General features: G+C 61.6%; 19 protein-coding genes. 9 read left to right on the forward strand and 10 right to left on the reverse strand.

Annotated elements, in window-relative coordinates:
* Positions 1-68: 68 nt before the first annotated feature.
* From ACFWAD_RS03245 to ACFWAD_RS03260, 4 genes are all read right to left on the reverse strand, one after another.
* Entirely contained in the window at positions 69-1,481 is a 1,413-nt protein-coding gene (locus tag ACFWAD_RS03245) for a rhamnulokinase family protein (protein WP_378541325.1), read from the reverse strand.
* 4 nt (positions 1,482-1,485) lie between these two features.
* On the reverse strand, positions 1,486-3,531 hold the full coding sequence (locus tag ACFWAD_RS03250) for a bifunctional aldolase/short-chain dehydrogenase (RefSeq protein WP_378541327.1): 2,046 nt from the start codon (positions 3,529-3,531) through the stop codon (positions 1,486-1,488).
* An 8-nt stretch (positions 3,532-3,539) separates the two neighbouring features.
* Complete coding sequence (gene rhaI / locus ACFWAD_RS03255; protein ID WP_378541329.1) at positions 3,540-4,706, reverse strand: L-rhamnose isomerase; 1,167 nt, start codon at positions 4,704-4,706, stop codon at positions 3,540-3,542.
* A gap of 124 nt (positions 4,707-4,830) precedes the next feature.
* Positions 4,831-5,832, reverse strand: a complete 1,002-nt coding sequence (locus tag ACFWAD_RS03260; RefSeq protein WP_151531571.1) for a LacI family DNA-binding transcriptional regulator — start codon at positions 5,830-5,832, stop codon at positions 4,831-4,833.
* Positions 5,833-6,239: 407 nt separating this feature from the next.
* Here ACFWAD_RS03260 and ACFWAD_RS03265 point away from each other — a divergent pair, with 407 nt between their 5' ends.
* Positions 6,240-7,712 carry an AMP-binding protein gene (locus ACFWAD_RS03265; RefSeq protein WP_378541331.1) on the forward strand — a complete coding sequence of 491 codons (1,473 nt, stop codon included), beginning with the start codon at positions 6,240-6,242 and terminating at the stop codon, positions 7,710-7,712.
* A 67-nt stretch (positions 7,713-7,779) separates the two neighbouring features.
* Here the strand turns inward: ACFWAD_RS03265 and ACFWAD_RS03270 are convergent, their stop codons facing one another.
* Positions 7,780-10,104: a hypothetical protein gene (locus ACFWAD_RS03270; protein ID WP_378541333.1), complete on the reverse strand. Its 2,325-nt coding sequence runs from the start codon at positions 10,102-10,104 to the stop codon at positions 7,780-7,782.
* A 483-nt stretch (positions 10,105-10,587) separates the two neighbouring features.
* Between ACFWAD_RS03270 and ACFWAD_RS03275 the strand changes: the two genes are divergently transcribed.
* The 4 genes from ACFWAD_RS03275 to ACFWAD_RS03290 all read left to right on the forward strand — a co-directional run bounded on the left by ACFWAD_RS03275 (position 10,588) and on the right by ACFWAD_RS03290 (position 15,779).
* Positions 10,588-12,069, forward strand: a complete 1,482-nt coding sequence (locus tag ACFWAD_RS03275) for an ABC transporter substrate-binding protein (protein ID WP_378541335.1) — start codon at positions 10,588-10,590, stop codon at positions 12,067-12,069.
* A gap of 109 nt (positions 12,070-12,178) precedes the next feature.
* Positions 12,179-13,120, forward strand: a complete 942-nt coding sequence (locus tag ACFWAD_RS03280; RefSeq protein ID WP_166810063.1) for an ABC transporter permease — start codon at positions 12,179-12,181, stop codon at positions 13,118-13,120.
* A complete protein-coding gene (locus ACFWAD_RS03285) occupies positions 13,117-14,928 on the forward strand; it encodes a dipeptide/oligopeptide/nickel ABC transporter permease/ATP-binding protein (protein ID WP_378541338.1) in 1,812 nt (603 codons plus the stop codon). The genes ACFWAD_RS03280 and ACFWAD_RS03285 overlap by 4 nt, the downstream gene beginning before the upstream one ends.
* Positions 14,925-15,779, forward strand: a complete 855-nt coding sequence (locus ACFWAD_RS03290) for an ATP-binding cassette domain-containing protein (RefSeq protein WP_378541340.1) — start codon at positions 14,925-14,927, stop codon at positions 15,777-15,779. Before ACFWAD_RS03285 ends, ACFWAD_RS03290 begins: the two co-directional genes overlap by 4 nt.
* A gap of 171 nt (positions 15,780-15,950) precedes the next feature.
* Here the strand turns inward: ACFWAD_RS03290 and ACFWAD_RS03295 are convergent, their stop codons facing one another.
* Entirely contained in the window at positions 15,951-17,012 is a 1,062-nt protein-coding gene (locus tag ACFWAD_RS03295; RefSeq protein ID WP_378541342.1) for an SDR family oxidoreductase, read from the reverse strand.
* Between the two features lie 91 nt (positions 17,013-17,103).
* On the opposite strand from ACFWAD_RS03295, the gene ACFWAD_RS03300 reads away from it, so the two are divergent.
* Both ACFWAD_RS03300 and ACFWAD_RS03305 read left to right on the forward strand, forming a co-directional pair.
* Positions 17,104-17,415 (forward strand): helix-turn-helix transcriptional regulator, encoded by a 312-nt coding sequence (locus ACFWAD_RS03300; RefSeq protein ID WP_230817715.1) that lies wholly within the window; start codon positions 17,104-17,106, stop codon positions 17,413-17,415.
* Between the two features lie 149 nt (positions 17,416-17,564).
* Positions 17,565-18,956 carry an amidase gene (locus ACFWAD_RS03305; RefSeq protein ID WP_378541344.1) on the forward strand — a complete coding sequence of 464 codons (1,392 nt, stop codon included), beginning with the start codon at positions 17,565-17,567 and terminating at the stop codon, positions 18,954-18,956.
* Here ACFWAD_RS03305 and ACFWAD_RS03310 read toward each other — a convergent pair.
* Positions 18,948-19,679 carry an MBL fold metallo-hydrolase gene (locus tag ACFWAD_RS03310; RefSeq protein ID WP_378541346.1) on the reverse strand — a complete coding sequence of 244 codons (732 nt, stop codon included), beginning with the start codon at positions 19,677-19,679 and terminating at the stop codon, positions 18,948-18,950. The genes ACFWAD_RS03305 and ACFWAD_RS03310 overlap by 9 nt on opposite strands.
* Before the next feature lie 97 nt (positions 19,680-19,776).
* On the opposite strand from ACFWAD_RS03310, the gene ACFWAD_RS03315 reads away from it, so the two are divergent.
* Positions 19,777-20,322, forward strand: a complete 546-nt coding sequence (locus tag ACFWAD_RS03315) for a hypothetical protein (RefSeq protein ID WP_378541348.1) — start codon at positions 19,777-19,779, stop codon at positions 20,320-20,322.
* Here the strand turns inward: ACFWAD_RS03315 and ACFWAD_RS03320 are convergent.
* The 3 genes from ACFWAD_RS03320 to ACFWAD_RS03330 are packed head-to-tail and all read right to left on the reverse strand — an operon-like array spanning position 20,290 to position 22,836.
* Positions 20,290-20,949, reverse strand: coding sequence for an enoyl-CoA hydratase-related protein (locus ACFWAD_RS03320; protein ID WP_378541350.1), 660 nt, complete (start codon positions 20,947-20,949; stop codon positions 20,290-20,292). The genes ACFWAD_RS03315 and ACFWAD_RS03320 overlap by 33 nt on opposite strands.
* Positions 20,946-21,605, reverse strand: coding sequence for a TetR/AcrR family transcriptional regulator (locus ACFWAD_RS03325; protein WP_003946066.1), 660 nt, complete (start codon positions 21,603-21,605; stop codon positions 20,946-20,948). Before ACFWAD_RS03325 ends, ACFWAD_RS03320 begins: the two co-directional genes overlap by 4 nt.
* 43 nt (positions 21,606-21,648) lie before the next feature.
* Positions 21,649-22,836, reverse strand: coding sequence for a CaiB/BaiF CoA transferase family protein (locus tag ACFWAD_RS03330; RefSeq protein WP_378541352.1), 1,188 nt, complete (start codon positions 22,834-22,836; stop codon positions 21,649-21,651).
* Between the two features lie 298 nt (positions 22,837-23,134).
* Between ACFWAD_RS03330 and ACFWAD_RS03335 the strand changes: the two genes are divergently transcribed.
* The gene (locus ACFWAD_RS03335; protein WP_378541354.1) at positions 23,135-24,250 is read left to right on the forward strand and encodes an XdhC family protein; all 1,116 of its coding nucleotides are present in this window, start codon (positions 23,135-23,137) and stop codon (positions 24,248-24,250) included.
* The last annotated feature ends 30 nt before the right edge of the window (positions 24,251-24,280 follow it).

Here is a 24,280-nt window from a genome sequence, read left to right on the forward strand (position 1 = left end):
GTCCGACAGTGACCATTGGACGAAGAAGAAGGAGGATCGCGATATCCCTGGCAGTGCAGCGATATCACCTATTGCGGCTCGTAGTGTCGGATTCGGTGGGTGCGTGCGATCGTCTGACGAATCTCCTCCAGCGACGACGGTGCTGCTCCGCGAGAACGAGCTTGTACCAGGATGTTTCCCAGCGCCGTTGCCTCGACGGGCCCAGCAGTGACTGGGAGACCTGATTCGTCGGCGGTGAGCTGGCAGAGCAGCGAATTCTGCGAGCCCCCGCCGACGATTGCAATCGTCTCGACTTTCGCTCCGGCGAGTTCTCCGGCAGTGTGCACGGTGCGTCGGTACGCGCTTGCCAGTGAGTCGAGAATGCAGCGGGTCACCTCGGCCGGCGTTACCGACGTCGACAGCCCCGCGGCGTCGCTGATCCGTGCAGGCATGTCGCCCGGCGCGATGAACTTCACGTCGTCGACGTCGATTCGTTTCGTTGACGGACCCACCCCTCTCGCTTCCTCGAGCAGTTGGTGCAGCTCCAACTGCCTACCCTCTCGAGCCCACGATCGTAGGGACTCCTGAAGCAGCCACAGCCCGCCGACGTTGCGCAGGAATCGCGTTCGCCCGTCCACGCCTCGTTCGTTCGTGAAATTAGCGCGGCGTGCGTCTTCGGTGACTACCGGGCGTGCGAGTTCGAGACCAGCCAACGACCAGGTGCCGCTCGAAATGTACGCGAAACGCGTGCCGGAGGTGGGAACCGCGACCACTGCGGATGCAGTGTCGTGCGAGCCGACGGTCGTCACGACAGTGGACGGTGAAAGTCCGGTGAACCGAGCAACTTCGGGTCGAATCGTGCCTCGTTGCGAACCTGGTTCGTCGAGTGTCGGGAAAAGCGTCTCTGAAATACCGAGGTTCTCGAACAACTCCGTTGCCCACCGGCCGGTGTGCACGTCGAGTAGACCTGTTGTCGATGCGTTCGTCGATTCGGTACGAAGTTCTCCGGTGAGCCAGTACGCCAACAAGTCGGGTATGAGCATGATGTGTGCTGTTCGCCCCCAGTCGGGCGATCGCTGTTCGGCGGCAAGTTGGTAGACGGTGTTGAACGGTAGGAACTGCAGCCCGTTGACGGTGTACATCTCCTGCGGATCGACGCGTGCGTGCACCTCATCGATCACGGCGTCAGTTCGGTTGTCGCGGTAAGAAATCGGTTCGGACAGCAAATTTCCGTCCGCGTCGAGTAGGCCGTAGTCGACAGCCCAGGTGTCGATTCCGATCGACTCGACGCTCGGAAAGGATGCAGCGAGATTACGCAGACCGGCGAGCACCTCACCGTAGAGATCGGTGAGGCTCCAACGTAGGTGCCCGTCGACCGCGCTCGCGCCGTTGGCGAAACGATGAACGACGTGCAGTGTAGTAGTGCCTGCGTCGATCACGCCGGCGATCACTCGACCACTCGAAGCCCCTATGTCGACCGCTGCGAAGATTCTGGCCGGCACCGGTCTACCGGAGAAACGCGGCAGCGACGCCGGCATCGACCGGGATGTGCAATCCGGTGGTGTGACTGAACTCGTCTGATGTGATCATCGCGGCGGCGTTGGCGACGTGTTCCGGAAGGACTTCACGCTTGAGAAGGGTTCGCTGCGCGTAGAACTCACCCAGCTTCTCCTCGTCGACTCCGTAGACAGCAGCTCGCTTGGCGCCCCAGCCGCCGGCGAAGATTCCGGATCCACGCACAACTCCGTCGGGATTGATGCCATTGACTTTGATGCCGTGCTCGCCGAGCTCGGCAGCGAGCAAGCGAACCTGGTGGGCCTGATCGGCTTTGACCGCGCTGTACGCGATGTTGTTCGGCCCGGCGAACACCGAGTTCTTCGACGAGATATAGACGATGTCGCCGCCGAGGCCCTGATCGATCATCGCCTTCGCCCCGGCCTGCGCCACGAGGAAGCTGCCTTTGGCCATCACGTCGTGCTGCAGATCCCAATCCTGCTCGGTGGTGTCGAGAAGTGGTTTCGAAATCGACAGTCCGGCATTGTTCACCAGTAGATCCAGGCCACCGAAGGCCAGGAGTGCAGCGTCCACGGCAGCGTGGACTTGGGCGCTGTCTGTGACGTCGGCCTGCACGCCGATCGCGACGTCCGTGTTGCCGATAGCCTCCGCAGCAGCTCTGGCCTTCTCGCCGTCGAGATCGGCGATCACCACGCACGCGCCTTGGGCTGCCAGACGAGTCGCAATCGCTCGTCCGATTCCACTCGCAGCACCTGTCACCAACGCGATGCGGGAGGCATGCGAACGTGGTGCCGGCATCCGTTGAAGCTTCGCCTCTTCCAACGCCCAGTATTCGATCCGGAACTTCTCGCTCTCGTCGATAGGCGCGTAGGTGGACACGGACTCGGCACCCCGCATGACGTTGACGGCGTTGGTGTAGAACTCACCGGCGACGCGTGCAGTTTGTTTGTCCTTGCCGTAGGAGAACATTCCGACGCCGGGAACGAGAATGATCGCCGGGTCGGCTCCGCGGACGGGAGGAGTATCCGCGGTCGCATGGCGGTTGTAGTAGGCCAGATAATCCTTGCGATATGCCTCGTGGAGCTCGGTCAGACGGGCGATGTACTGATCGATCGTCGCCGAAGTCGGGAGCTCGAGAACGAGCGGCTTGACCTTGGTCCGCAGGAAGTGATCAGGGCATGAGGTTCCCAATTCTGCAAGTGGTGCAAGCTTTTCGGAGGCAATGAATTCGAGTACGACGTCGGCATCACTGAAGTGCCCGACCATGGGCCGGTCGCGGGACGCGATCCTTCTCAGATGCGGGGCGAGAGCTGCGGCCCGCGCGCGCCTTTCGTCGACGGGCAGCGGTGTGAAACCATCGACCGTTTCGCCGAACGGTGTGGCTGATCCGTTCTCGTCCAGATACCGCTGAGCGGTCTCGATGATCCACCGAGAATTGGCTTCGGCTTCATCGCTGGATGCACCCCACGCGGTGATTCCGTGACCGCCGAGGATGGTGCCTACCGCCTCCGGATGCGTCTTGTGTACCTCGGCGATGTCGAGGCCCAATTGAAAGCCCGGTCGGCGCCACGGAATCCACACGACTTTCTCTCCGAAGACGTTCTTGGTCAGTTGTTCCCCGTCGGCGGCGGTGGCAATGGCGATTCCGGAATCCGGATGTAGATGATCGACGTGGGCGGCACCGACGAGACCGTGCATCGCGGTGTCGATCGACGGAGCGGCGCCGCCCTTCCCGTGCAAGCAGTAGTCGAAGGCGGCGACCATCTCGTCTTCGTGGTCGACGCCGCGATATACGTCGACAAGAGACCGCATCCGGTCCAACCGGAGTGTTGCCAAACCGTTTTCGGTCAGTGTACCGAGATCTCCACCGGACCCTTTTACCCACAGGAGTTCGACAGTATCGCCGGTGACGGGATCCGTGACGTGGCCCTTGGCCGAGGTGTTTCCACCTGCGTAGTTCGTGTTCCTCGGATCCGATCCGAGCCTGTTCGAACGGGCAAGCAGTTGCGCGACAGTGGTGTTCGTCGATTCAGTCATAGCGAGATTCAGGCTCCCCAACCGGCTTGGATTCCACCCGTCCGGGTGGAGTTGATGTGGTCTGCATATCCGCTTTCGCGGTATGCCTGCATGGGTTCGGCGGGAAGACCGCGAGATACGCGCCAATCTGCCAGGTCCGAACGGACGTCGGTGTAGAAGGCATCCATGAAGATCTCGTGTGCGCCGAGCACGTCACCGAGTTTCTCCGCCTCGGTGAGGGCGGCACGGTCGACGAGTAAGGCCCGGGTGGTCATCTCCTGGACGTTGAGGACCGAGCGTATCTGTCCGGGGATCTTTTCCTCGACGTTGTGGCACTGATCTAGCATGAATGCGACTTCGCTGTCGGGCCCGTATCCACCACCACGAGTGACCTCGAACATGATGCGGAACAACTGAAATGGATCTGCAGCGCCGACGATCAGGTCGTCGTCCGCATAGAATCGCGAATTGAAATCGAAGGAGCCGAGACGGCCGAGGCGCAGTAACTGAGCAACAATGAATTCGATGTTGGTACCAGGTGCATGGTGTCCGGTGTCGAGGCAGACGAAAGCGCGCTCGCCGAGGGCGACGCTGTGAGCGTACGAGGTGCCCCAGTCCGGGACGTCGGTGGCGTAGAAGGCGGGTTCGAAGAACTTGTATTCGAGCACAAGTCGCTGATGCTCGGACAAACGGTCGTAGACCTGGCGTAGCGAATCGGCAAGTCGGTCCTGTCGATCACGCAGGTCGCCCTGGCCGGGATAGTTGGTGCCGTCCGGTAGCCAGATCTTCAGGTCGCGACTGCCGATGACATCCATGATGTCGATGCACTGATGCATGTGTGCGATTGCCTTCGCACGTACTCGTTCGTCGACATGTGTGAGGCTGCCGAACTTGTAGTCGTCATCCTGAAATGTGTTGGTATTGACGGTTCCCAGTCGCACTCCGAGGTTGGCAGCGTGGGTGCCCAACTTGTCGAAGTCGTCGACGAGATCCCACGGAATGTGCAGAGCGACCGACGGTGCCAGTCCGGTCAGTTCGTGAACCTTGGCCGCGTCGGCGAGTTTTTCGTAGGGATCCCGAGGCGCGCCGGCGGAACCGAACACTTTGAATCGAGTTCCGGAGTTACCGAACGCCCACGAAGGCAATTCGATGGACTGGTCCGCGAGCGCTTCCGAGATTTCACTGAATGTAGGCATGCCGCTCCACTGAATCGAGAATGTTTGAATCGATTCAAATTATGTGATGGGCTCCACAACTGTCAACCCCAGTGCGTCTGAGTAGGGAGTAGTCGCTCGGAGGTGCGGCTGTAGTGAGCCCGTGTCAGTTCGTGGATCGTGACGAGCGACGGACGACTAGTTCGGGAGAGAAAAGTACCTGCTCATGGGTGTGTTCGGGGTCCTCGACCTCACGAAAGAGGAGATTGGCCGCGGTCTCGCCCAAGAGTTTGCGTGGCTGGCGTACCGAGGTGAGTGGCACCGCTGCGGCTGCCGCGAACTCGATGTCGTCGTAGCCGACGATGGCCAGATCGTCCGGCACTCGAACTCCGAGGGCGACACATTGCTGAAGCAATCCGAGCGCCAGCAGGTCGTTGGCGCAGAACACCGCAGTCGGGCGGTTCTTTGCGCTGAGGCCGAGAATGCGCTCGCCTGCCCCGATTCCCTCTGAGACTGTCAGCCCGGCGGTGTCGATTTCGATCAGGTGATCGGGTGAGAGCCCGGCTTCCGCAACGGCATTGAGTGCGCCCTCCCGCCGATCGCGGATCTGTCCGATCGAAGGCGGTCCGCCGACGAATGCGATGCTGGTATGGCCCATTTCGAGCAAATGCTCGACGGCCAGGCCGCCGCCCTCGACGTCGTCGACCGTCACCGAGCAGTGAGTCGGGCGTGCCCGACGTCGATCGACGATGACAACACGCGTTCCGCGCTTGGGTAACTCGTCGAGAATCGCGGCCTCCGGGTCCATCGGCGTGATGAGTACCCCTTGAACTCGTTGTTGTTCCAACCTGTTCAGGTAAGTCAGTTCTCGTTCGGCTCGGTTGTTGCTGTTGCAGAGGAATACCGACAAGTCATGGGCCTCGGCAGCTTCCTCGATGCCTTTGGCGACGTCGGTGAAGAAGGGGTTGGCGCCGTCGAGCATGACGTACGCAAGCGTATTGCTGTGTCCCGCGCGTAGCTGACGTGCAGATTCGTTACGGACGAAGCCGAGTTCGGACATGGCTGCCTGCACCCGGGACCTAGTTTTGGCGCTGACCATTTCCGGACGGTTGAGGACATTGGAGACCGTGCCCATGGAGACGCCTGCCGCCGCAGCGACATCGCGCATGCCGATGACCTGGTTCGAAGACGACCGACCGTCGTGCACTGTCACCAAGACTCCTATTGAAACGATTGCGTTCGGTCCGCTGGACTGAGCCAGCCTACAAGGCCCTTGCGGCTGCATGATTCAGCAACGCCGAACCGCTGCGTGGTCGTGTATCGGGAAATCCTACGTGCACCTGCTGCGCATCGGAAGTAATTGTGGGGCTGGGACCTGCTTCGACTCTGCGACACGGCCTGCGCACGTTCGCGCGAGTCAGGACTCGCCGGCGATCGGGGCTGCCAAGCCTTGACTTCGACCGGTGCCGCTGCCTAGTGTCACGAAGAAACGAATGAAACGATTAAACATCGCGATTCACCTAGCTCGGAACTGACCACACTTGCGAAATAATGCAACCGTCGAAAGCGCGAGGCATGAGCACCGACGAACCGACATCACTTCCTGCTCGACTGCAGACATTGGCACTCGAGGCACCGGACCGACTGGCTGTGACGGATGATCACGAGAGCGTCACTCGCAGTGAACTGGAGCGCCGCACGAATCAATTGGCACGCCGCTTCGCAGCGCTGGGGGTCACTGCCGGTTCGATGGTATCCATTGCGCTGCCCAACGGTGTGCGTCACATCGAATCATCCATCGCAGCATGGAAACTCGGAGCTGTTCCGCAACCACTCTCGGCCCGGCTGCCGGCCGACGAGCTGAGCCGGCTACTGGAAGTCGCGAATCCGTCGCTGGTGGTAGGACTCGAGCCAGGTGATGGACGGGCTTGGATGAGCGCAAGCGCAGACGTGTCGTGCGAATCAGCTGAGCCGTTGCCGGACATGATCTCTCCGGCGTGGAAAGCTCCGACCTCAGGCGGAAGTACGGGAAGCCCGAAATTGATCGTGTCGGGGCAGGAAGCGAGCGCTGAAGCGGTGCTCGGTCGTGCCGATGCTCTGCGACTCAGGGTAGGCGGGGTCATGCTCAACACGGCGCCGATGTTCCACAATGCGCCCAACATGTTCTCGCTGATGGCTTTGTTGCAAGGGCAGCACGTGGTGCTGATGGATCGATTCGACGCTGAACGTACCCTTCACGCGATCGACCGATTCGGCGTCACCTGGCTCTACGTGGTCCCGACGATGATGGGCCGTATGCTGCGGCTTCCCGACGAGATCCGCAGCGCGGCCGATGTTTCGACGCTCGAAACCGTGTTGCATGTCGGGGCACCCTGCCCTCCTGTGGTCAAACGTGGGTGGCTCGACTGGATAGGCCCGGAGAAGGTCGTCGAGTTGTATTCGGGCACAGAAGCCCAGGCGAACTGCATGATCGACGGCGTCAACTGGTTGACTCACCCGGGTTCGGTCGGGCCGGTACTGTCTGGCGAAATGACCATTCGGGACGAAGAGTTTCGCGAGTTGCCGAGTGGAACGGTCGGCGAGGTGTGGATGCGTCGGGCGCCCGGCACGCCTGAAACCTATCGATACGTAGGTGCGAAATCGCGTACTCACGGCGATTGGGAATCCCTAGGCGACCTGGGATATTTCGACGATGACAAGTTCCTCTATCTCACCGATCGCACGAGCGACATGATCTTGGTGGGTGGAGCCAACGTCTACCCGGCCGAGATCGAAGCTGCGCTCGCCGAACACCCGGCGGTGCTGACGTGCGCTGCGATCGGACTGCCCGACGAGGACCTCGGCAACGTCGTCCACGCGATCGTTCAGGTTGCAGACGAAACTGGCGCGGACGACCTTCTCGCACATCTGAAAGACCGCCTGGCGCCTTACAAGTTGCCTCGCTCGGTGGAGTTCAGTGAGACTCCGTTGCGAGACGACGCAGGCAAGGTGCGACGCGGCGCTCTACGCGATGCTCGTGTGCAGAAAAGGAATTCGCTCGACGGGTAGTCGGCCGAAAGAAGCGGGGTGCTGCTTGCCCTCATCGGCCAGCAGCACCCCGCAGTAGTCGCCGAACCTACGGCGCCAGCTCGTGGGATCCGGCCGCGAGTCTTTCGACGTCACCGCCAGGCCGTCGGAAGGAGACGGGGACCGGGCTGTGCACGGTAATCGTCGACTCGGTGCACTTCAAACGGATTGCACCGAACGGGGTGGGGCAGCTTCCCGAGAGTGCGGGCAGTAGATCGTAGCGAGGGGCGACGACTGCCGATCGGTATCCGGGTTCGGCTGGGCGAATCCCCAGGATATTGGTTATCAGTGCGGAAGTCGGCGAGGAACTCCAACCGTGGCAGGGTGTTCCGAATCCCCAGCACTCTGCGAAGGTCGAATTTCCCTCCCACAGCAATTCACTCCAATGGCGCACGCTTGTGAGAAGCGGCTCCATGGCGTTCATCCTTCCTAACGCCTCGTGCACCATCGCCTGGCCGAACGGTTCTGCTCGCGTGATTTGTGTCCTTGTGTCCCAGTCGATTTCCTGCCTGCCTTGCAGATGCATGAGACGTCGCTCCTTGGAGTAACCGCTGGCCCCACCGATCCAGTTGCGGTATACCGTCGCATCCTCGTCTGAAAGTGCTTTCGTCAGTGCGGAATAGCGTTCGGCCGGCGCAAATTCCGAGACGACAGCGGCAGCCTGACCCATTTGTGAACACGCATCCGGTGCGTTCTTTCCGTCGACATGGTCGATGTAGACGCCGCGCTCCTCATCCCAGAACGTTTCGAAACCGATACGCAGCGAGTCGTATTCGTCGCGGGCCCATCGTGCATCGCCGTTGTTGCCGATTGCCTCGCTCAATTCGGCGAACTCGAGCAGCGCGCGGCCGAGTAAGCCGTTCACGATGGAACTGCATCCGTCGAGGAACACTGCCGACCAGTCGGTGAGTACCCACTCGGGCAGGTGACCGATCAGGTTTCGGTCCTCGATCTTGTAGGCGAGGAACCAGCGAAGAATGCGTTGAACGCTCGGTATTCGAGCATGAACGAAGGCGGTGTCGCCGGAGTAGCGGTAGTACAGGGACAAGCCGTGGATCCAATAGAGCGACCAGTCCGGAATCGTGATGTTGTCGATGAATTCGACATCGCCGGATGCGGCCATCGGTAGTAGACCGTCGGATCGGGGTGAGTCGCCGAGTTCGAGGCTTCGTCGTACCAGCCGCCAGTCGTCCGAACACGTCAAATGCGTGATCGCATGTACGTATGCGTCGCCCGCCCATGCCCGCTGCTCGCGCGTCGGACAGTCGATGAAGGCGTCATGAGAGTTCAACTCGACGGTGCGACGTCCGGCCCGATACAACTCGTTGATCTGTGCGTCCGCGCTGGTGAAGAAGTGGTCACCGGTGAGTGCGTACAGAAATTCGTCGACGTCGAACTGCTCGAGTGAGAATCGTGTCGACTCTGTCGATTCCACGAGCAGTAGCGCGTATCGAAATCCGTTCACCTCGATCGCCTCGAACTTCGATTTGCCCGGTTCGGACCGCATTAAACTGCCGGCCACGTGCGCTTCGCCCGAGTCGCTTTCGTAGCCGAATGCCTTCTCGAGAAGTGCTACCCGCACGGTCACCGAATGTTCCGAGTCGACCAGGTAGTTGACCCGACCGGCGACTATTTCGCCCATGTCGACTTCGATGATCACCGGACTATGCGGTTTCACTGTCAGTACATCGCGAGGGGTGTAGTTCTGTGTTCGGTATTGCTGGTGGCGCTCGAATATCTCACCGATCCGCCGAATCGGGGCCCCGGCCGTGAGCACGTCGATTTCGAGCTGATCGACCGACGACATGGACTTCGCGTGGACGTTCTTCTCGCTGAGGGCGCCGATCGGTCTGGGGAGCATGCGTCCGTACGGCATCGTCGGTGGCTGCGAGCGGGCGAGCCCGCCCATGTGCTTGACTGTCTGAACGAGTGCGGGTACGGCCTCACGTGGCGCCGCGGTGGCGTCGAATGCTTCTAGGGGCAGTCGTGCGTCTGCGCCGAGATCGGTCGGCGCACTCCATTCGCCGAGTTCGCGTGCCGTCCAGGACTCGTCGGTCGCCAGCCAAAAGTCACCGATCCGGGCTTCGAAGACCGCTACTGCTTGATTGCCGAAGCCGGCCCCGCTACGCGCGGGTGCCCAGAAGGGATTGGGCTGTCCGTAGTAAGTGACCAGGAGTTCGATGCGGTTCGGTCCGGGCACCAGGAATTCAGCGAGGTCGTATTCGTCGTAGTGCAGGCGGTCTGCCTGTGATCTGACAGGGCCACGTCCGACGACTTCACCGCCCACTGTCAGTACGTATCGTGAATCTGCACTGACCCGGCACGGGGCATGGGTGACTGGAGTCGGCAGTTCGACTGTGGTGGCGAATTCCACGCGATGAAACGGATGCGGTGGTAGTGGCGGCTGGATTGGACCGACGACGATGTCTGTCTGTGCGCCGTTCGGGTGCGAGATCCAGTGGCCACGCCACTGCAGTGGAAAGCGTGGTGGAACGGTTATGGGGTTCAACGGAAGTCCTGTCCTGCGCAGTGCCGGCGGCAGATCGTGCCGAAGAGATGTGTGAGCGAGTGACTTTTCCGGATAATTGAAACGCTCCATAGTGCCTTATGTCAAGAAATTTCCGCCCTTTTGGAGTCCATATATGCAGCTTGAACGGCGAATATGGAATTTCGTTCAAGATCTTGCCAAATGTGTCTCAGAACACGTATTGTTCGGCAACATTGATCGTTTCAAAAGTTCCGGTTCGCGCCGGGCAATCGGAGGTGGACATTGTTGTCGAGAACCCGTGCGGATGATTCCGGACCACGGCGGCCTGCGCCGAGGCGCAGGCTGAAGCGGCTCGTTCAAGGGGTTGCGGTGCTTGCCGCAACGTCGATGTTGGTCGCAGCCTGCGGTGGTGGACGCAGCGAAAAGGACTCGACTGGAGGAACACTGACACTGGGTGTGGATGTGGCACCTCGATCCTGGGATCCGGTACAGCAAGTCAGCGCCGGAACGGGCGTGGTCCTGTGGCAGCCGGTTTACGACACTCTCCTCAAATACGCACCAGACGGCTCTATCGAGCCGAACGCCGCTGAATCGTTCTCATACAACGAGGATCGCACCGCTCTCACCCTGAAGTTGCGGGACGGGATGACGTTTACCGACGGCGCTGCAGTCGATGCCGCAGCTGCCAAGGCTTCACTCGAACACATGCGGGACAGCGCTGGACCGGACTCGGTACGCCTGGCCGGGGTCCAGGTGGTAGCCCTCGACGATCGAACTGTCGAACTGTCGACAGAACGCCCTAACGCGTTGCTTGCACAGTTCCTGACGTGGGCGCCCGGCATCCTGGCGAGCCCGGCGTCACTGGCATCGCCTGATCTCGCCACCAATCCCGTCGGAAGTGGCCCGTACACGTTCGTGAGCCAGGAGAGCACCAGCGGAACCTCGCTTGTCTACCAACGCAACCCGAACTATTGGAATGCAGATGCTTACCCGTACGACCGCGTCGTCATCCGCGTGATGGAAGACGAGACCGCGCGTCTCAATGCTCTGCGATCCGGGCAGATCGATGCCGGCCCGGTTTCGGCGGCGAATGCCGACCAAGCTGAATCGGCAGGGTTGACGCTGCTGGGAAATGCCGTCAACTGGAACGGCATGTTCATCATGGACCGCGACGGCAAGCAAGTTCCGGCGCTCCGGGATGTCCGGGTGCGCCAGGCCATGAACAAGGTCTTCGACCGTGACGCGATCGTCAAGGCTATCTACCAAGGACACGGCGTCGTCAACAACCAGATCTTCAACACGAACAGCGACGCGTACAAAGCGGACCTGCTTGCAGCATCGGCCTATGACGTTGAGGCCGCCAAGAAGCTCATGAACGAGGCGGGATACTCAGGCGGCTTCGATCTGACGATCCCGGAGATCCCCGGACGTACCGACATGCTCTCCCCGATCATCAAGCAGCAGCTGGGTCTGATCGGTATCGATGTGAATATCGAAAGCGTCCCGGCGACACAGTATCTCGACAAGTTCCTCAAGGGGGTTTACCCGGTGATCCCCTTCGGACTGCCCTCGGGCACTTCCGTAGCCGACGTTGATGCTTCACTGGCTCCGAACGCGATCTGGAACGTCTTCAAGACTCAGGATCCGAAGCTCACGCAACTCATCGCCGACCTGCAGGTTGCCCCCGAGGACAAGCAGAAAGAGATCGTGCAGTCGATCAACGAGTTCGTAACGGATCAGGCCTGGTTCAGCGTCCTGGCCTTCCCGGAAAGCTTCTGGGCGTTCAAGGGTGGCGTCTCCGCAGAGAAGATGACCGGAAACTCTGCACCCTATCTGTACACCTTCAAGTGAGTCGGCCCGTGCGTGGTCGCCGCAGAGTGGCGGCCACGCACGGGATACACCCGTACAAGCATCACGCTGGGCAGACCGCACTCCGAAATCACGAATTCCGAGGCACCATATGTTGAACTTCCTTGGGCGGAAACTGTTTTTCGCTCTCGTACTCTTCTTGGCAGTAACAGCTTTGACCTTCATGATGGTGTTCTCCAACGGAGCTGCCAGTGTGCGTCAGTCTCTGGGCGAGACCGCAACCGATGAACAAGTTGCCGCACGCGTGGCTCAACTCGGTCTCGATCGTCCGGTGGTACTTCAATATCTGGAATGGCTCAAAGGTTTGCTGTCCGGGGACCTCGGTGCCAGCTTCGCCACCGGCGAGAGCGTCAGCAGCATGTTGACGACGCGTATACCGGTGACGATCTCGCTGGTCGTGCTCGCTATCTTGCTGACTGCGGTCCTGAGCGTTGTCGTCGGCGTTTGTGCGGCGGTGTTCGGCGGGTGGGTCGACAAAGGCCTGCAGTTCCTTTCGATCGGCGGTCTCGCGCTCCCGAACTTCCTCGTTGCGATCGCTCTTGTCTTTGCTTTCGCCATTGCGATCCCGCTCTTCCCTGCGACCGGTTACGTGCCGATCGAGGAGAATGCAGGCGAATGGGCTGCATCACTGGTGCTCCCCGTGACCGCGATACTCGTCGGCCTGGTGGCAGGTTCGGCGCAACAGTTTCGCGGCGCCCTCATCGACACTCTCTCGCAGGATTACATCCGCACGCTTCGCTCGCGCGGCGTATCCGAGCGGGCGATCGTTCTTCGCCATGCACTGCGAAATGCGGCCAGTCCGGGACTGACAGTTCTCTCTCTCCAGACCATCGGACTTGTTGGTGGAGCGGTCCTAATCGAAAGAATCTTTGTTTTGCCCGGCGTGGGGCAGTTGACGCAGACTGCGGCGATCACCGGCGATCTTCCTGCCGTCATGGGTTGTGTCGTTTTCAGCGTGCTGGTGGTCATCGTCGTCAATGTCTGCGCCGATCTGCTCAACGGCTGGATCAACCCGAAGGTGAGGATTTCGTGAGCACTGACTCGATCATGTCGGCCGGTCCGGCATCGACGGCGCCGACAAACAAGTCGGTTTGGCGACGGCTTCTGAAGAACCCGATGGCGGCGGGCTCGCTTGTTGTCTTCATCGCCATCGTGATCTTCGGGGTTGCCGCACCCTTGCTTGCCCCGTTCGACCCCAATCTCGCCAAACTCGAACTGACGAATGCGGCACCGTTCGACACGGAATTCCTGCTCGGTGGTGACCGCTCGGGTCGAGACATTCTCTCCCGCTTGATGTACGCAACGACCGGCACTTTGATGGCATGCCTTGTGGTTCTCGCCGTCTCGGCTGGCATCGGCATCGTGGCGGGCCTGGTGGCAGGCTACTGGGGTGGTCGGATCGACGATGTTCTCGACTGGGTTTCGAACATCGTGCTGGCATTTCCGGGACTCATTCTTCTCATCTCGCTCTACACCGTCGTGGGGCCGAACATCACTGTCTCCATGGCGATTCTGGGCGTGCTCATTGCCCCCAACTTCTTCCGACTGGTCCGCTCCCTTGTCCTGAGTATCCGAAGTGAGTTGTACGTCGACGCCGCCAGAGTCGCGGGCTTGTCCGACGGGAGGATAATTTCGCGGCATGTCCTGCGTTCGATCCGTGGGCCACTGATCGTGCAGAGCTCATTCGTTCTGGCGACAGGTATCTCGGTTCAGGCGGGGCTGGAGTTCCTCGGATTGGGAGACAGCAACACACCGTCTTGGGGTGGAATGCTCAACGAAGCGTTCGCGAACATCTACAACAACGGCACCGCCGTCGTCTGGCCGGCCCTGCTCATCGGTGCAACCACACTCTCGTTGGTGATCCTCGGAAATACACTGCGCGACACACTCGAAACGTCGGGCACCCGCCATCCAGCTCTGTCGGCGTCGAAGGTGAAAGCGATCCGGGCCGAGCGCGAGGGCACCCGTGAGCGGTCAACCGCGCTCCCTACCGACACGAAGCCGAAGTCCGACGTCCTGCTGCGGATCCAGGGACTCGAACTGGGGTACCCCTCGTCGAGTGAGACGGTCGGTGTTGTGGTTCACGGAGTCGATCTCGAGGTGAGGAGCGGCGAAATACACGGTCTGGTAGGTGAATCGGGCTCGGGAAAGTCTCAGATCGCCTACTCGATTCTGGGTATCCTTCCTCCGGAAGCCGCAGTGGTCGGTGGATCCGTGTTCTTCCGTGGGCAGGACATTCTCAATGATTCGAATGCGATGAAGAAGGCGCGTGGCCGGCGTATCGCGTACATCCCGCAAGAGCCCATGACCAACCTGGACCCCACCTTCACGGTTGGGCAACAACTCACCTACGGCCTGCGTGCTGTCGCCGACATCAGCAAACACGATGCGCACGCACGGTTGCTCGATCTCCTTGCACGCGTGGGAATCAACGATCCACGTCGGATGTTCGATCTGTATCCGCACCAGATCTCCGGTGGTATGGCTCAACGTGTGCTGATCGCCGGTGCCCTCGCCGGTGAACCCGAGCTCATCGTGGCGGACGAGCCGACAACGGCACTGGATGTCACCGTTCAAGCCGACGTCCTCGACCTTCTTCGTGATCTGCAGAACGAGCGCGATTTCGGAGTTCTTCTGGTGACGCACAATTTCGGGGTCGTGGCAGATATTTGTGATCGTGTGAGCGTGATGAAGGAGGGTCGCATAGTGGAAAGCAGTGACGTACGTACATTGTTCGCTGAACCGGAGCACGAATACACCCGAATGCTGTTGGACTCCATGCCTGACCGGTTCGCCAGTCGGATCCCGTTCGAGGCCACGTCAGTCGAGGTGGCGCCGTGAGCGACTCGACCGTAACTACCCCGTTGTTGTCGATCAGGGATCTCGATGTCCGCTACCCGGGTCGAACTTTCCGATCGCCGGAAGCTCACGTGATCAAGAACGTCTCACTCGACCTACATGCGGGCGAGACGGTCGGATTGGTCGGTGAATCCGGTTCAGGGAAGACAACTCTGGGCCGCGCGATCCTGGGACTGGCTCCGGTCAGTGGTGGAACCATCCACATGGGCAGCCGAGACATCAGCCGTTTGGGCCGCAAGGATCGACGATCCATCGCCAATTCCATCCAGGTGGTGTTCCAGAACCCCTATTCGTCGCTCAACCCGTCGATGACAATCGAGGACATCCTCGCTGAACCTTTGCTTGCGAGCGGGCAGAAGGCAGGCCGGGAAATGGTGCGGTCGTTGCTGGACCAGGTGCATCTTCCGGCAGACGCGGGCGCCCGTACCGCCCGCGAGTTCTCCGGTGGACAGCGGCAGCGAATCGCAATCGCACGTGCACTCGCCCTGTCTCCGAGCGTGCTGATCTGCGACGAACCCACCAGTGCGCTGGACTTGTCGACCCAGGCAAAGGTCTTGGATTTGCTCGTCGAGATTCAGGAAGAAAAGGGGATTGCCTACCTGTTCATCACTCACGATCTCGCTGTCGTTCGCGCAGTCAGTCACCGAATTGCGGTGATGCTCAACGGTGAGATAGTCGAAGTAGGTGACGCGGAGCAGGTCTCAGACCGGCCGGCGCACCCGTACACGCAGAAGCTGCAGATGTCAGCACCGGTGGCAGATCCCGTCGAGCAGAAGGTCCGACGCGAGCGTCGCCGTGAGTTCGCCCGCAGTGAGCGGGCAACGAGCCTCTGAGAATGCGTTGTCGAATGCAATAGCCGGCGCCCGAAACGATTGGTTCGAAGTCTTTTCGGCGCCAGAGACGGAAGGAACCTCCATGAGGGCCGAGGGCACCTCAGTCGAATAACGATGCTCGACGCGAGTTTCTGATCCCGACAAGAGTATCCGAAGTGACGATGTTCGTAGTCAGGGGATTATCTTCCGAGCCTGCAGATTGGCGAAGATGTCCAGGAACATCGCTTCGGTGTCGACGTGGCGATGGAATCCGAACCGCCGAGCTTTGGATCCGTCGGCGAAAAAGTCGTAGTCCCATCCGAATACGAAGTCACCGAACCCCCAGGACGAGACATCGGAATACGGGGTCCGAGCAAGCTGATGCTCCTCGACGAGTTCATCCCAGACCGACTCCTTGTCTGCCATGGCGACATCGAGGGACATCGGGAGCGGAGGCGCGACGTCCATGTCGAAGAATGCGGCGATCTTCGGCCACATCTCCTGCCAGCGAAACAGGTCGCCGTTGTTGATGTTGAATGCCTGATTTGCGCACTCGGGGTTGGTAGCGGCCCAGACCGTCGCTTCGGCGAGGAGTCCGGCGTCGGTCATCTCGATCAAGCTGGTGTACGCGCCGGGTTTGCCGGGGAATCGGAGTGGGACACCCAATCTCTTCGAGATGGTTGCGTAGACGGCGATGACCATCGCGAGGTTCATCGGGTTACCCAATGCGAATCCGGAGACGACGGAGGGTCTGATCGCCGACCACGTCCATGCCTTGCCGCGCTGCCTGCGTTCGAGGAACTGCTGTTGGTCGACGTTGAACTCGGGTGGCATGTGCGGGGGATCGCTCTCGCGGGCCGGAGTTTTGAACGGTCCGAGATGTGCCCCGTAAACCTTGTAGCCCTGCATCAGGCTGACGTGCTCGAGTCCGCCCGCAACGGGTTCGATGGCATCGAGAGTGTTGACCAGCATCGCCAAGTTGGGCGGAACCAGCTCGGCCCACGTCGGGCGGTCTTGATAAGCGGCGTAGAAGACGTGGGTGACGCCGTCCAGCCCGCTCAATGCTGTCGCGGTCTGTGAAGGATCGAGCAGGTCGACTGCGATGTGTTCGACCCGGTCGGTATCCGTACCGCCTCGCCGCGAGAGTCCGATGATCTTCTTCCATTCTCCGGTCGACTCGAGGTGATCGATCAAGTTCCCACCGATCACGCCTCGGGCTCCGACCACGAGTGCCACTTTGTCGTGCTGCACCATTTCAGCCTCCCATTGGTATATCGCGATGTTGCGATATAGGGAGTGAACCACACATATCGGCATTTCGCGATCTAGCGGTATGCTGACGAGCATGGAAGACACAGCAACCGAGTGGGAAACGGCCTTCAAGGCGCTGGCCAACCCGATGCGTGTGCAAATCCTGCAGTGGTTGAAAGACCCGGGAAGCTTTCCACCTCAGCTCGAGCCTGCCGAGGAGGTCGGAGTGTGCCTCAAGCACATTCAGGCGAGGGCGAAGGTGTCGCAATCGACGGCGTCGCAGTACATGGCCGCACTCCAGGCTGCGGATCTGGTGACCACCACACGAATCGGCCAGTGGAGGCACTACAAACGAAACGAGCAGCAGATCGAGAAGCTTGCTGCATTCATCAGGCAGGGTTTGTAGATACCGGCACCTGACCGATCCCTCGGGGCTGCAGACGTTGTGGCAAAACCTCACATCGCCGGAGCCGTCGGTATGTGCATTGTGGTCGTTTCTCGGCTTGCTCGTTGTCCTTACGCTCGGCAGAGGGTACTGGCAAGGAGAGGCGTGCGATGAGTCGTGAGAGTTGGGTGGGCCGCGATGCGCGATCCATCGCCGAAGCCGTGCGGTCGGGTCAGGCGTCGGCGCGGACCGTCGTCGAAGACCATCTCGCACGGGTCGACGAATGCAATGGCGAACTCAACGCACTGGTCACCGTGTGCGCCGAGGAGGCCCAGGCGGCCGCGGACGCCCTGGACGAACGACGCCTTCTCGGTGAGACACTCGGCCCCCTTGCCGGGGTTCCGTTCACGGTCAAGGACCTGATCGCCACTGCCGGCGTGCGCACCACTGCCGGTTCTCGCACTCTGGCGGACAACGTCCCGACCGTCGACGCCCCGGCCGTCGCGGCATTCAAGGCTGCCGGTGCGATTCTGATCGGTAAGACCAACACCCCGGAATTCGGCGCGTGCGGCCTGACTCGAAACGAACTGTTCGGAACCACGGCCAGTCCGGTGCGACCGGACGGCGTCGTCCGCTCGCCCGGCGGATCGAGTGGCGGCGAGTCCGCGTCGGTTGCTGCCGCAATGAGCGTGCTCGGACTCGGTACGGATTTTGGTGGTTCGGTGCGTTGGCCCGCCCACTGCACCGGCCTCACTTCCGTTCGTCCGACACTCGGACGTGTCGATCCGGAAGGTCAGTATCCAGGCGTGCTTTCGGATGGACGGGTACTCGCCAACCCTGCAACGATGCACGGCACGATCCAGACCGTCGGCCCACTGGCCCGCAACCTCGGTGATGCGGCGCTTGCGTTGCGCGTCCTGTCGATGCCGCATTTCTCGTGGAGCGAGCCTGATTCGGTCGACGTCGACGACCTCGACATCCGCTGGGCCCCCGGCGAGGGAACCATGCCTGTCGACGAAGAAATACTGACGGCGGTTCGCTCGGTGGCGAACAGTCTGAACGCGAGCGAGTACGACGGTCTGGCTCTGCCGCGGGCCAACGCGCTTTTCGGTGCGTTGCGATCGGTCGAGACTCACGCGGACATCCACGCTCTCACCGAAGGTTCAGCGCACTCTTTCGACGCGGACATCACCGCCATGCTTGCGGCAGGCCATGATCGGAGCTCCACCGAGGTGGAAGCGCTGTGGGCGGATCGCGCGGTGTTGATCAGCGAATTCCTCGGCGAAATGGGCGACGTTCTGCTTCTGCCGGTTGCGTCGGTGCTCGCTCCGCCGCTCGGTGTGGAGAGCTTCGAGGTGGGCGGTCGCGAACTCACATGGATGGACGCGCTCGCGAGTTGCCGGGCGATCAGTGTGCTCGGCCTCCCGTCGGTCGTGGTTCCGGTAGGGCTCTCCCCCAACGGGTTACCGATCGGGGTGCAGGTGGTGGCGAGACCGTTCCGCGAGCACGTTGCGCTGTCCGTGGCAGCGCGAATAACGTCGAACGTGCAGGCTCTAGTCTGATTCCCATCTTTCGGTTTCGGCCGCGAAACGTATTGCGTACGAGTCGGCCAGATCGTGAAGCGTGGTGACGCAGTCGCCGTAGTACGTCGGTGCGTGCATGGTGGCCAGAATTCGCGGCTCGAGGTCGGCCAGGGCACGGATCGTGGGTTCGAGATCCGGGGTGAGGCAGGTGGCGTGGCCCAAGTCCTCGGCTTCCAAAGCGGGACCGACGATTTCGTGCTCGGTGGTCGCAGGGTGGTGCCCGAACGCGGTGAAGAGATCTCCGCAGAACAGCGTGGACGTCGTCTCCTCGAACATCAGACCCGCGTCCCAACCGTGCGGGACGTGTGGGGTGTCGATGTGCCGAACTCGACGGCTCCCGGTTTCGAGTACATCGCCGTCCTGCAAGGGAAGTGGCGCCCGATCGGCGAGGTCGTTGACCTGAACGAAGCACCCCATCGCGCCGTGGGCCACTTGCGCTTCGGGGGCTGCCGCAAGCCAGGAGTTCATGGATCCGCACTCGTCGGCCTCGACGTGACCGAACGTGATCCATTTCAGGCGGTCGATGTCGATCAACGTCGAGAGTGCGTCGGAAGCCGAGGTGAACAACGCTCGCTGCCCGGTGTGGAAGAGCAGGGGTTCCTCGCCGTCGACGAGAAACTGGTTCATCGTGAGGTTCGCTTCGTCCACAAACGTCGACAGTCGGTAGATGTCCGGCGCGATTTCGGTGATCGTGGTGGTCATCGCTGTGCTCCGATCAGGGCTGTAGTACACGTCAAGCTGTCTTCTTCAGCTTTCTCGTCGCCCCGCGCCTGCACAAGGCTCTGGAATAGTGGAGGACGTGTTCGTACTACTGCTGACAGGCCCGCCGGGCGCGGGGAAGAGTTCCGTGCTGACCGCGATTCACGATCGACTCGGCGAGGCCGGGGTGAGTAACGCGATGATCGAGGTGGACGAACTCGAGCGGTGCTATCCGCCGCTGGGGACCGAACGGGCAATCGCACACGTCGGGATGCTGTGCGCGTCCTACCGGGAAGCGGGGTACGGACTCCTGTTCCTCACGGCGACCGTCGAAGACGACGACTACGGGCGCGCCCTGCTGGCCGCGACCGGCGCCGAGGGGCACCTGCTGGCGCGCCTCGAGGCCGATCCGGATACATTGCGTACCAGAATCATCGAGCGTGAACCGGCCGGCTGGGCCGGGTTGGACGAGTTGGTGGAGGCATCACAACTGCTGGCCGGTTCGATGCCGACGCTCAGTGGAGTCGACGTGGTTCTGAGCACCGAAGGCCGCGATCCCGAGAGTGTTGCCGACGATCTGGAAGCGGCTCTGCGAGAACACAGTCCGTCGCTTCTAGCCGTCGGTGTTCAGAGCGGTGACCACTGAAGCGAACATCGTCGACTTGATTGCCTCCAGTGTGCCCGCATTCTTCGGGCCGATCGGTGCAACCATTTCGATGGCCTTGGCGGTCAAAGCGTCGACGGATGCGGTGAAGTCCACCAAACCGGCTGCGAATGCGTCACTTCCGCCGTATCGCCGCCCCGTGGTCATGGCGACGATTGCCGACGCCGGGCTGAGTTTGGCCTGGATGAGAGCTGCCATTCCTTCGGTGAAGGGGATGTTGATGTCCACCTCCGGGAAGCAGTAGTAGCCGCGATCATCGCGCATGACGCGGTAATCGTGCGCGATACCGAGCATTGCGCCCGCTCCGAAGGCGTGACCGTTGATCGCAGCGACGGTCGGCATGGGGAACGTCAGCATCCGAGCGAACAGTGACTGCACTTGCTGCACATACCACTTCGCCTTGTCGCCGTTCGCGCCCAGCCAGTCGAGGTCGAGTCCGTTGGAGTAGAACTTGCCCGTCGCCGTGGTGACCAGGGCATGTGCGCCTTCGCTTAAAGCCTGGTCGAGTAGCTTGTCGACGGAATCGAGCCAATCCGGCGAGAATCGATTCTCGTCCTCACCGAGATCGAGAACGGCGATCTTGTCTTCGAAGCGCAGAGTTGCGGTCATGATTGGCCTTTCCTGTTGCGTGGCTTGGGCAGTGGTGGGTCGAGATGCAGAACCGCTCGAACGGCGGCATCCAACCGCGCGCGTGCTGCGGCGTCGGGGACTCGCCAACCGTCGGCGCGTTTGGCGGGATGAATGAGTAATCCGGTAGGCAGGCCGACAACACAGGCCTCGATTGCCTCGACGGCTCTGCCGTCCTTGCGGCCCCAGAGCGCGGTCGACAACCGGATGAACAACTCGACCAGAGACCGGTCGAGTTGTGTGAGTTGCTCGGCGATGTCGGCAGGGACGTCGGTGCCGAGCAGTTCGTCGCGCTGGATCGTCAACAGCAGCAACGCGGATTGTGGGTAGTCGAGCGCGAAGACGGCCGGAACTTCGGCGGCTGCGACGACGGCGGAAACCGCCGAAGTCGGCGACGGGTCCGCGAGAGCGTCGTCCACTCTCGATTGTTGAAGCGCGAGAAATCGTCGCGCAGCACGCAGCCACGCGCTACCGACCAGTCCACTGCGAGAGCCGAATGCGTGGTAGATCGCCCCGTTGGACACGCCGGTGGCGTCAGAGACAGCCCTGACCGTGACAGCACTCGGCCCGGCAGTGGCGGCAAGTTTTTCGGCAGCGTCGAGCAGCGTGTCGAGATCGTGGACGCGTGGCCGAGGCATGAACGCACAGTAACAGAGCGTCTGCTCTGTTACTAGTGTGCGGTCAGATCACCGAATGCGCGCGAAGGTCTTCGATCTCCTCCGGACGCAGCCCGAAGTCGGCGAGGACGGCGTCGGCGTCACCGCCGAGTGTCATGGGTGGTGCATTCCTGACGGGAAGCGTCTTGCCGTCCACCCAGAACGGCCCGCGGACAACGGGAATCGACGTCCCGTCGGCGCTGTGCGTCTGCGCGACCATCTGCAATGCCTCGACCTGTGGGTCGGAGAACACCTGATCGATCGAATGGATCGGGCCGCAGGGAATTCCGGCACCGCGTATCTCGGTGATCCACTGCGCCGCGCCCTTGGTGGTCAGTAGGTCCTCGAGTTCTTTGGTCAGTTGGTCTCGGTGCGCCAAACGTTCTTTACCCGTGGCATATTCGGCACGGAAGGCGAGGTCGGGGTCACCGAGTACCGAGCACAGCGCGATCCAGTGCTTGTCCGAGCCGGTGGCGATGTTGATCGGGAAGTCTGCGGTGTCGAAAGCGCCGTACGGCGTGATCGTCGGGTGCGTATTGCCGTTCGGCGTCGCAACGCGTCCGGTGCTCAGGTAGTCCTGCGCCTGGAAGGTCATGATCGAGATCGCGGATTCCAGCAGCGAGGTCTGCACGCGGTGCCCTCGACCGTCGCGACCGCGAGAGGCCAGCGCCGCCGTGATCCCCAACGCTGCATAGATGCCCGAGACAGTGTCGATGATGGGGATACCGACTCTCATCGGAGTCTGATCCCCGGCGCCGGTGACCGACATCAGCCCGGACATCCCCTGGGCCACCTGATCGAGTCCGGGCGCGAACTGGTCCGGGCCCACCGGGCCGAAACCACTGATGCTCATCACGACGAGCCCCGGATTCTCCTGCTCGAGCGAGTCGGGATCGAGCCCCATGTCGGCCAGCACTCCCGGACGGAAGTTCTCGACCAGCACGTCTGCGTCGAGTGCCAGGCTGCGAAGCAGTTTCCGCCCGCGGTCACTGCGCATGTCGATGGCGATCGACCGTTTGCCGCGGTTCACGGAAGCGAAGTAGAGGCTCCGATCGCCGTCGAACGGCGGCCACTGACGCGAACTGTCGCCGGAGCCACGGGTTTCGACCTTGACCACGTCGGCGCCGAAGTCCGAGAGCAGCGACGTGCACAGAGGGCCCGCGAGAGCGCGGGTGAGGTCGAGAACTTTGATACCGCTGAGCAATTGGTCCATGGGAGAAACCTCGGTTCTGTGGTGTGCAACGTCGCCCACTCGATCCGTCGCACCATCTGCGTGAATTACCGCTGCAGTGATCGTCGGAGAGGGGAAGAATGAAGGTCAGGCCTGCTTTCGGCTGGGCTCGGTGACAACACTGGTCGAGAGCGCAAGGTGATGCGACGGCGACATTGCACAACTGCAGGGCCCGGATTTAGGCGCATTGTGTGACAGGCAGGATTGCGGTGGGCCGATACCGTGAACTCTCTACGGACGGCGATCTCTACTGACGGCAATGCAAGCGGGAGGCGAGGCGATGCGCGACATTTCCACTCAGCTGGCGCAGTGGCACGCCCGCGGCGAGGATTTTGCACTGGCGACGGTTGTCCGTACCTGGCGATCCTCACCGCGCATGCCCGGTGCTTCGATGGCCGTCTCACGCTCCGGCGAGGTGGTCGGCAGCGTCTCGGGCGGGTGTATCGAGAGTGCACTGTACGAGATCGCCCAGGAGGTTCTCGCCGACGGCACCAGCCGCGTCGAGGTCTTCAGCGTCTCCGACGACGACGCCATCGGAGTAGGTCTGACCTGCGGTGGAACCATCGAAGTGTTCGTCCAGGCCGTCGGAGCCGGTTTCGCCGACTTCGGTCACGTCTGTGAACGGATCGAGGCGGATGCGCCCGTCGTCGTGGTCACCGAAGTGCGTCCGGGTGCACCCGCGCGGCACCTGGTCGTCGAGCAGGGCCGACGCAGCGGGGATCTGGATGCGACGGAGGAAGAAGTCTCCGTCCTGCTGCGCACGATGGACACCGGTGAGTCCGTCGCTTTTGTCGCGCCGGCGGGAACTCTCATCGATTCGCAGCACGACCTGCTGGTCGAGATCTTCGCGCCACTACCGCGGATGTACGTGTTCGGGGCCATCGACTTCGCGGCATCGATGTGTACGTTGGGCGCCTTTGCGGGTTACCGCGTGACCGTCGTGGACGCACGGCCCGTCTTCGCGACACGGGCGCGCTTCCCCGACGCCCACGATCTGGTCGTCATGTGGCCACACAAGTTCCTCGAAACCGCACCGATCGACAACAAAACCGTCCTGGCCGTGCTCACGCACGACGAGAAGTTCGACATCCCCCTGCTCGAGATCGCGCTGCGTTCGCCGGCTGCGTACGTCGGCGCGATGGGAAGTCGTGCGACGCATGAGCGTCGGGTGGCGCTGTTGAAGGAGCGAGGCGTCACCGACGTCGAGTTGGGGCGTCTGCACTCACCGATCGGGTTGGATCTCGGCGCGAGGACACCGGAGGAGACTGCAGTGTCGATCCTGGCCGAGATGACCAAGACCCTGCGCAATGCCTCCGGTTTGGAACTGCGGGATCTGCAGGGGCCGATCCACCCGCCACCTCAGGAGAATCCGACCGCCCTGCATCGAACGGCCTGAGTCGACTGCGCTGAATTCGGACATCTTGTG

Source organism: Rhodococcus sp. NPDC059969 (genome assembly GCF_042738325.1).
GTDB lineage: Bacteria > Actinomycetota > Actinomycetes > Mycobacteriales > Mycobacteriaceae > Rhodococcus_F.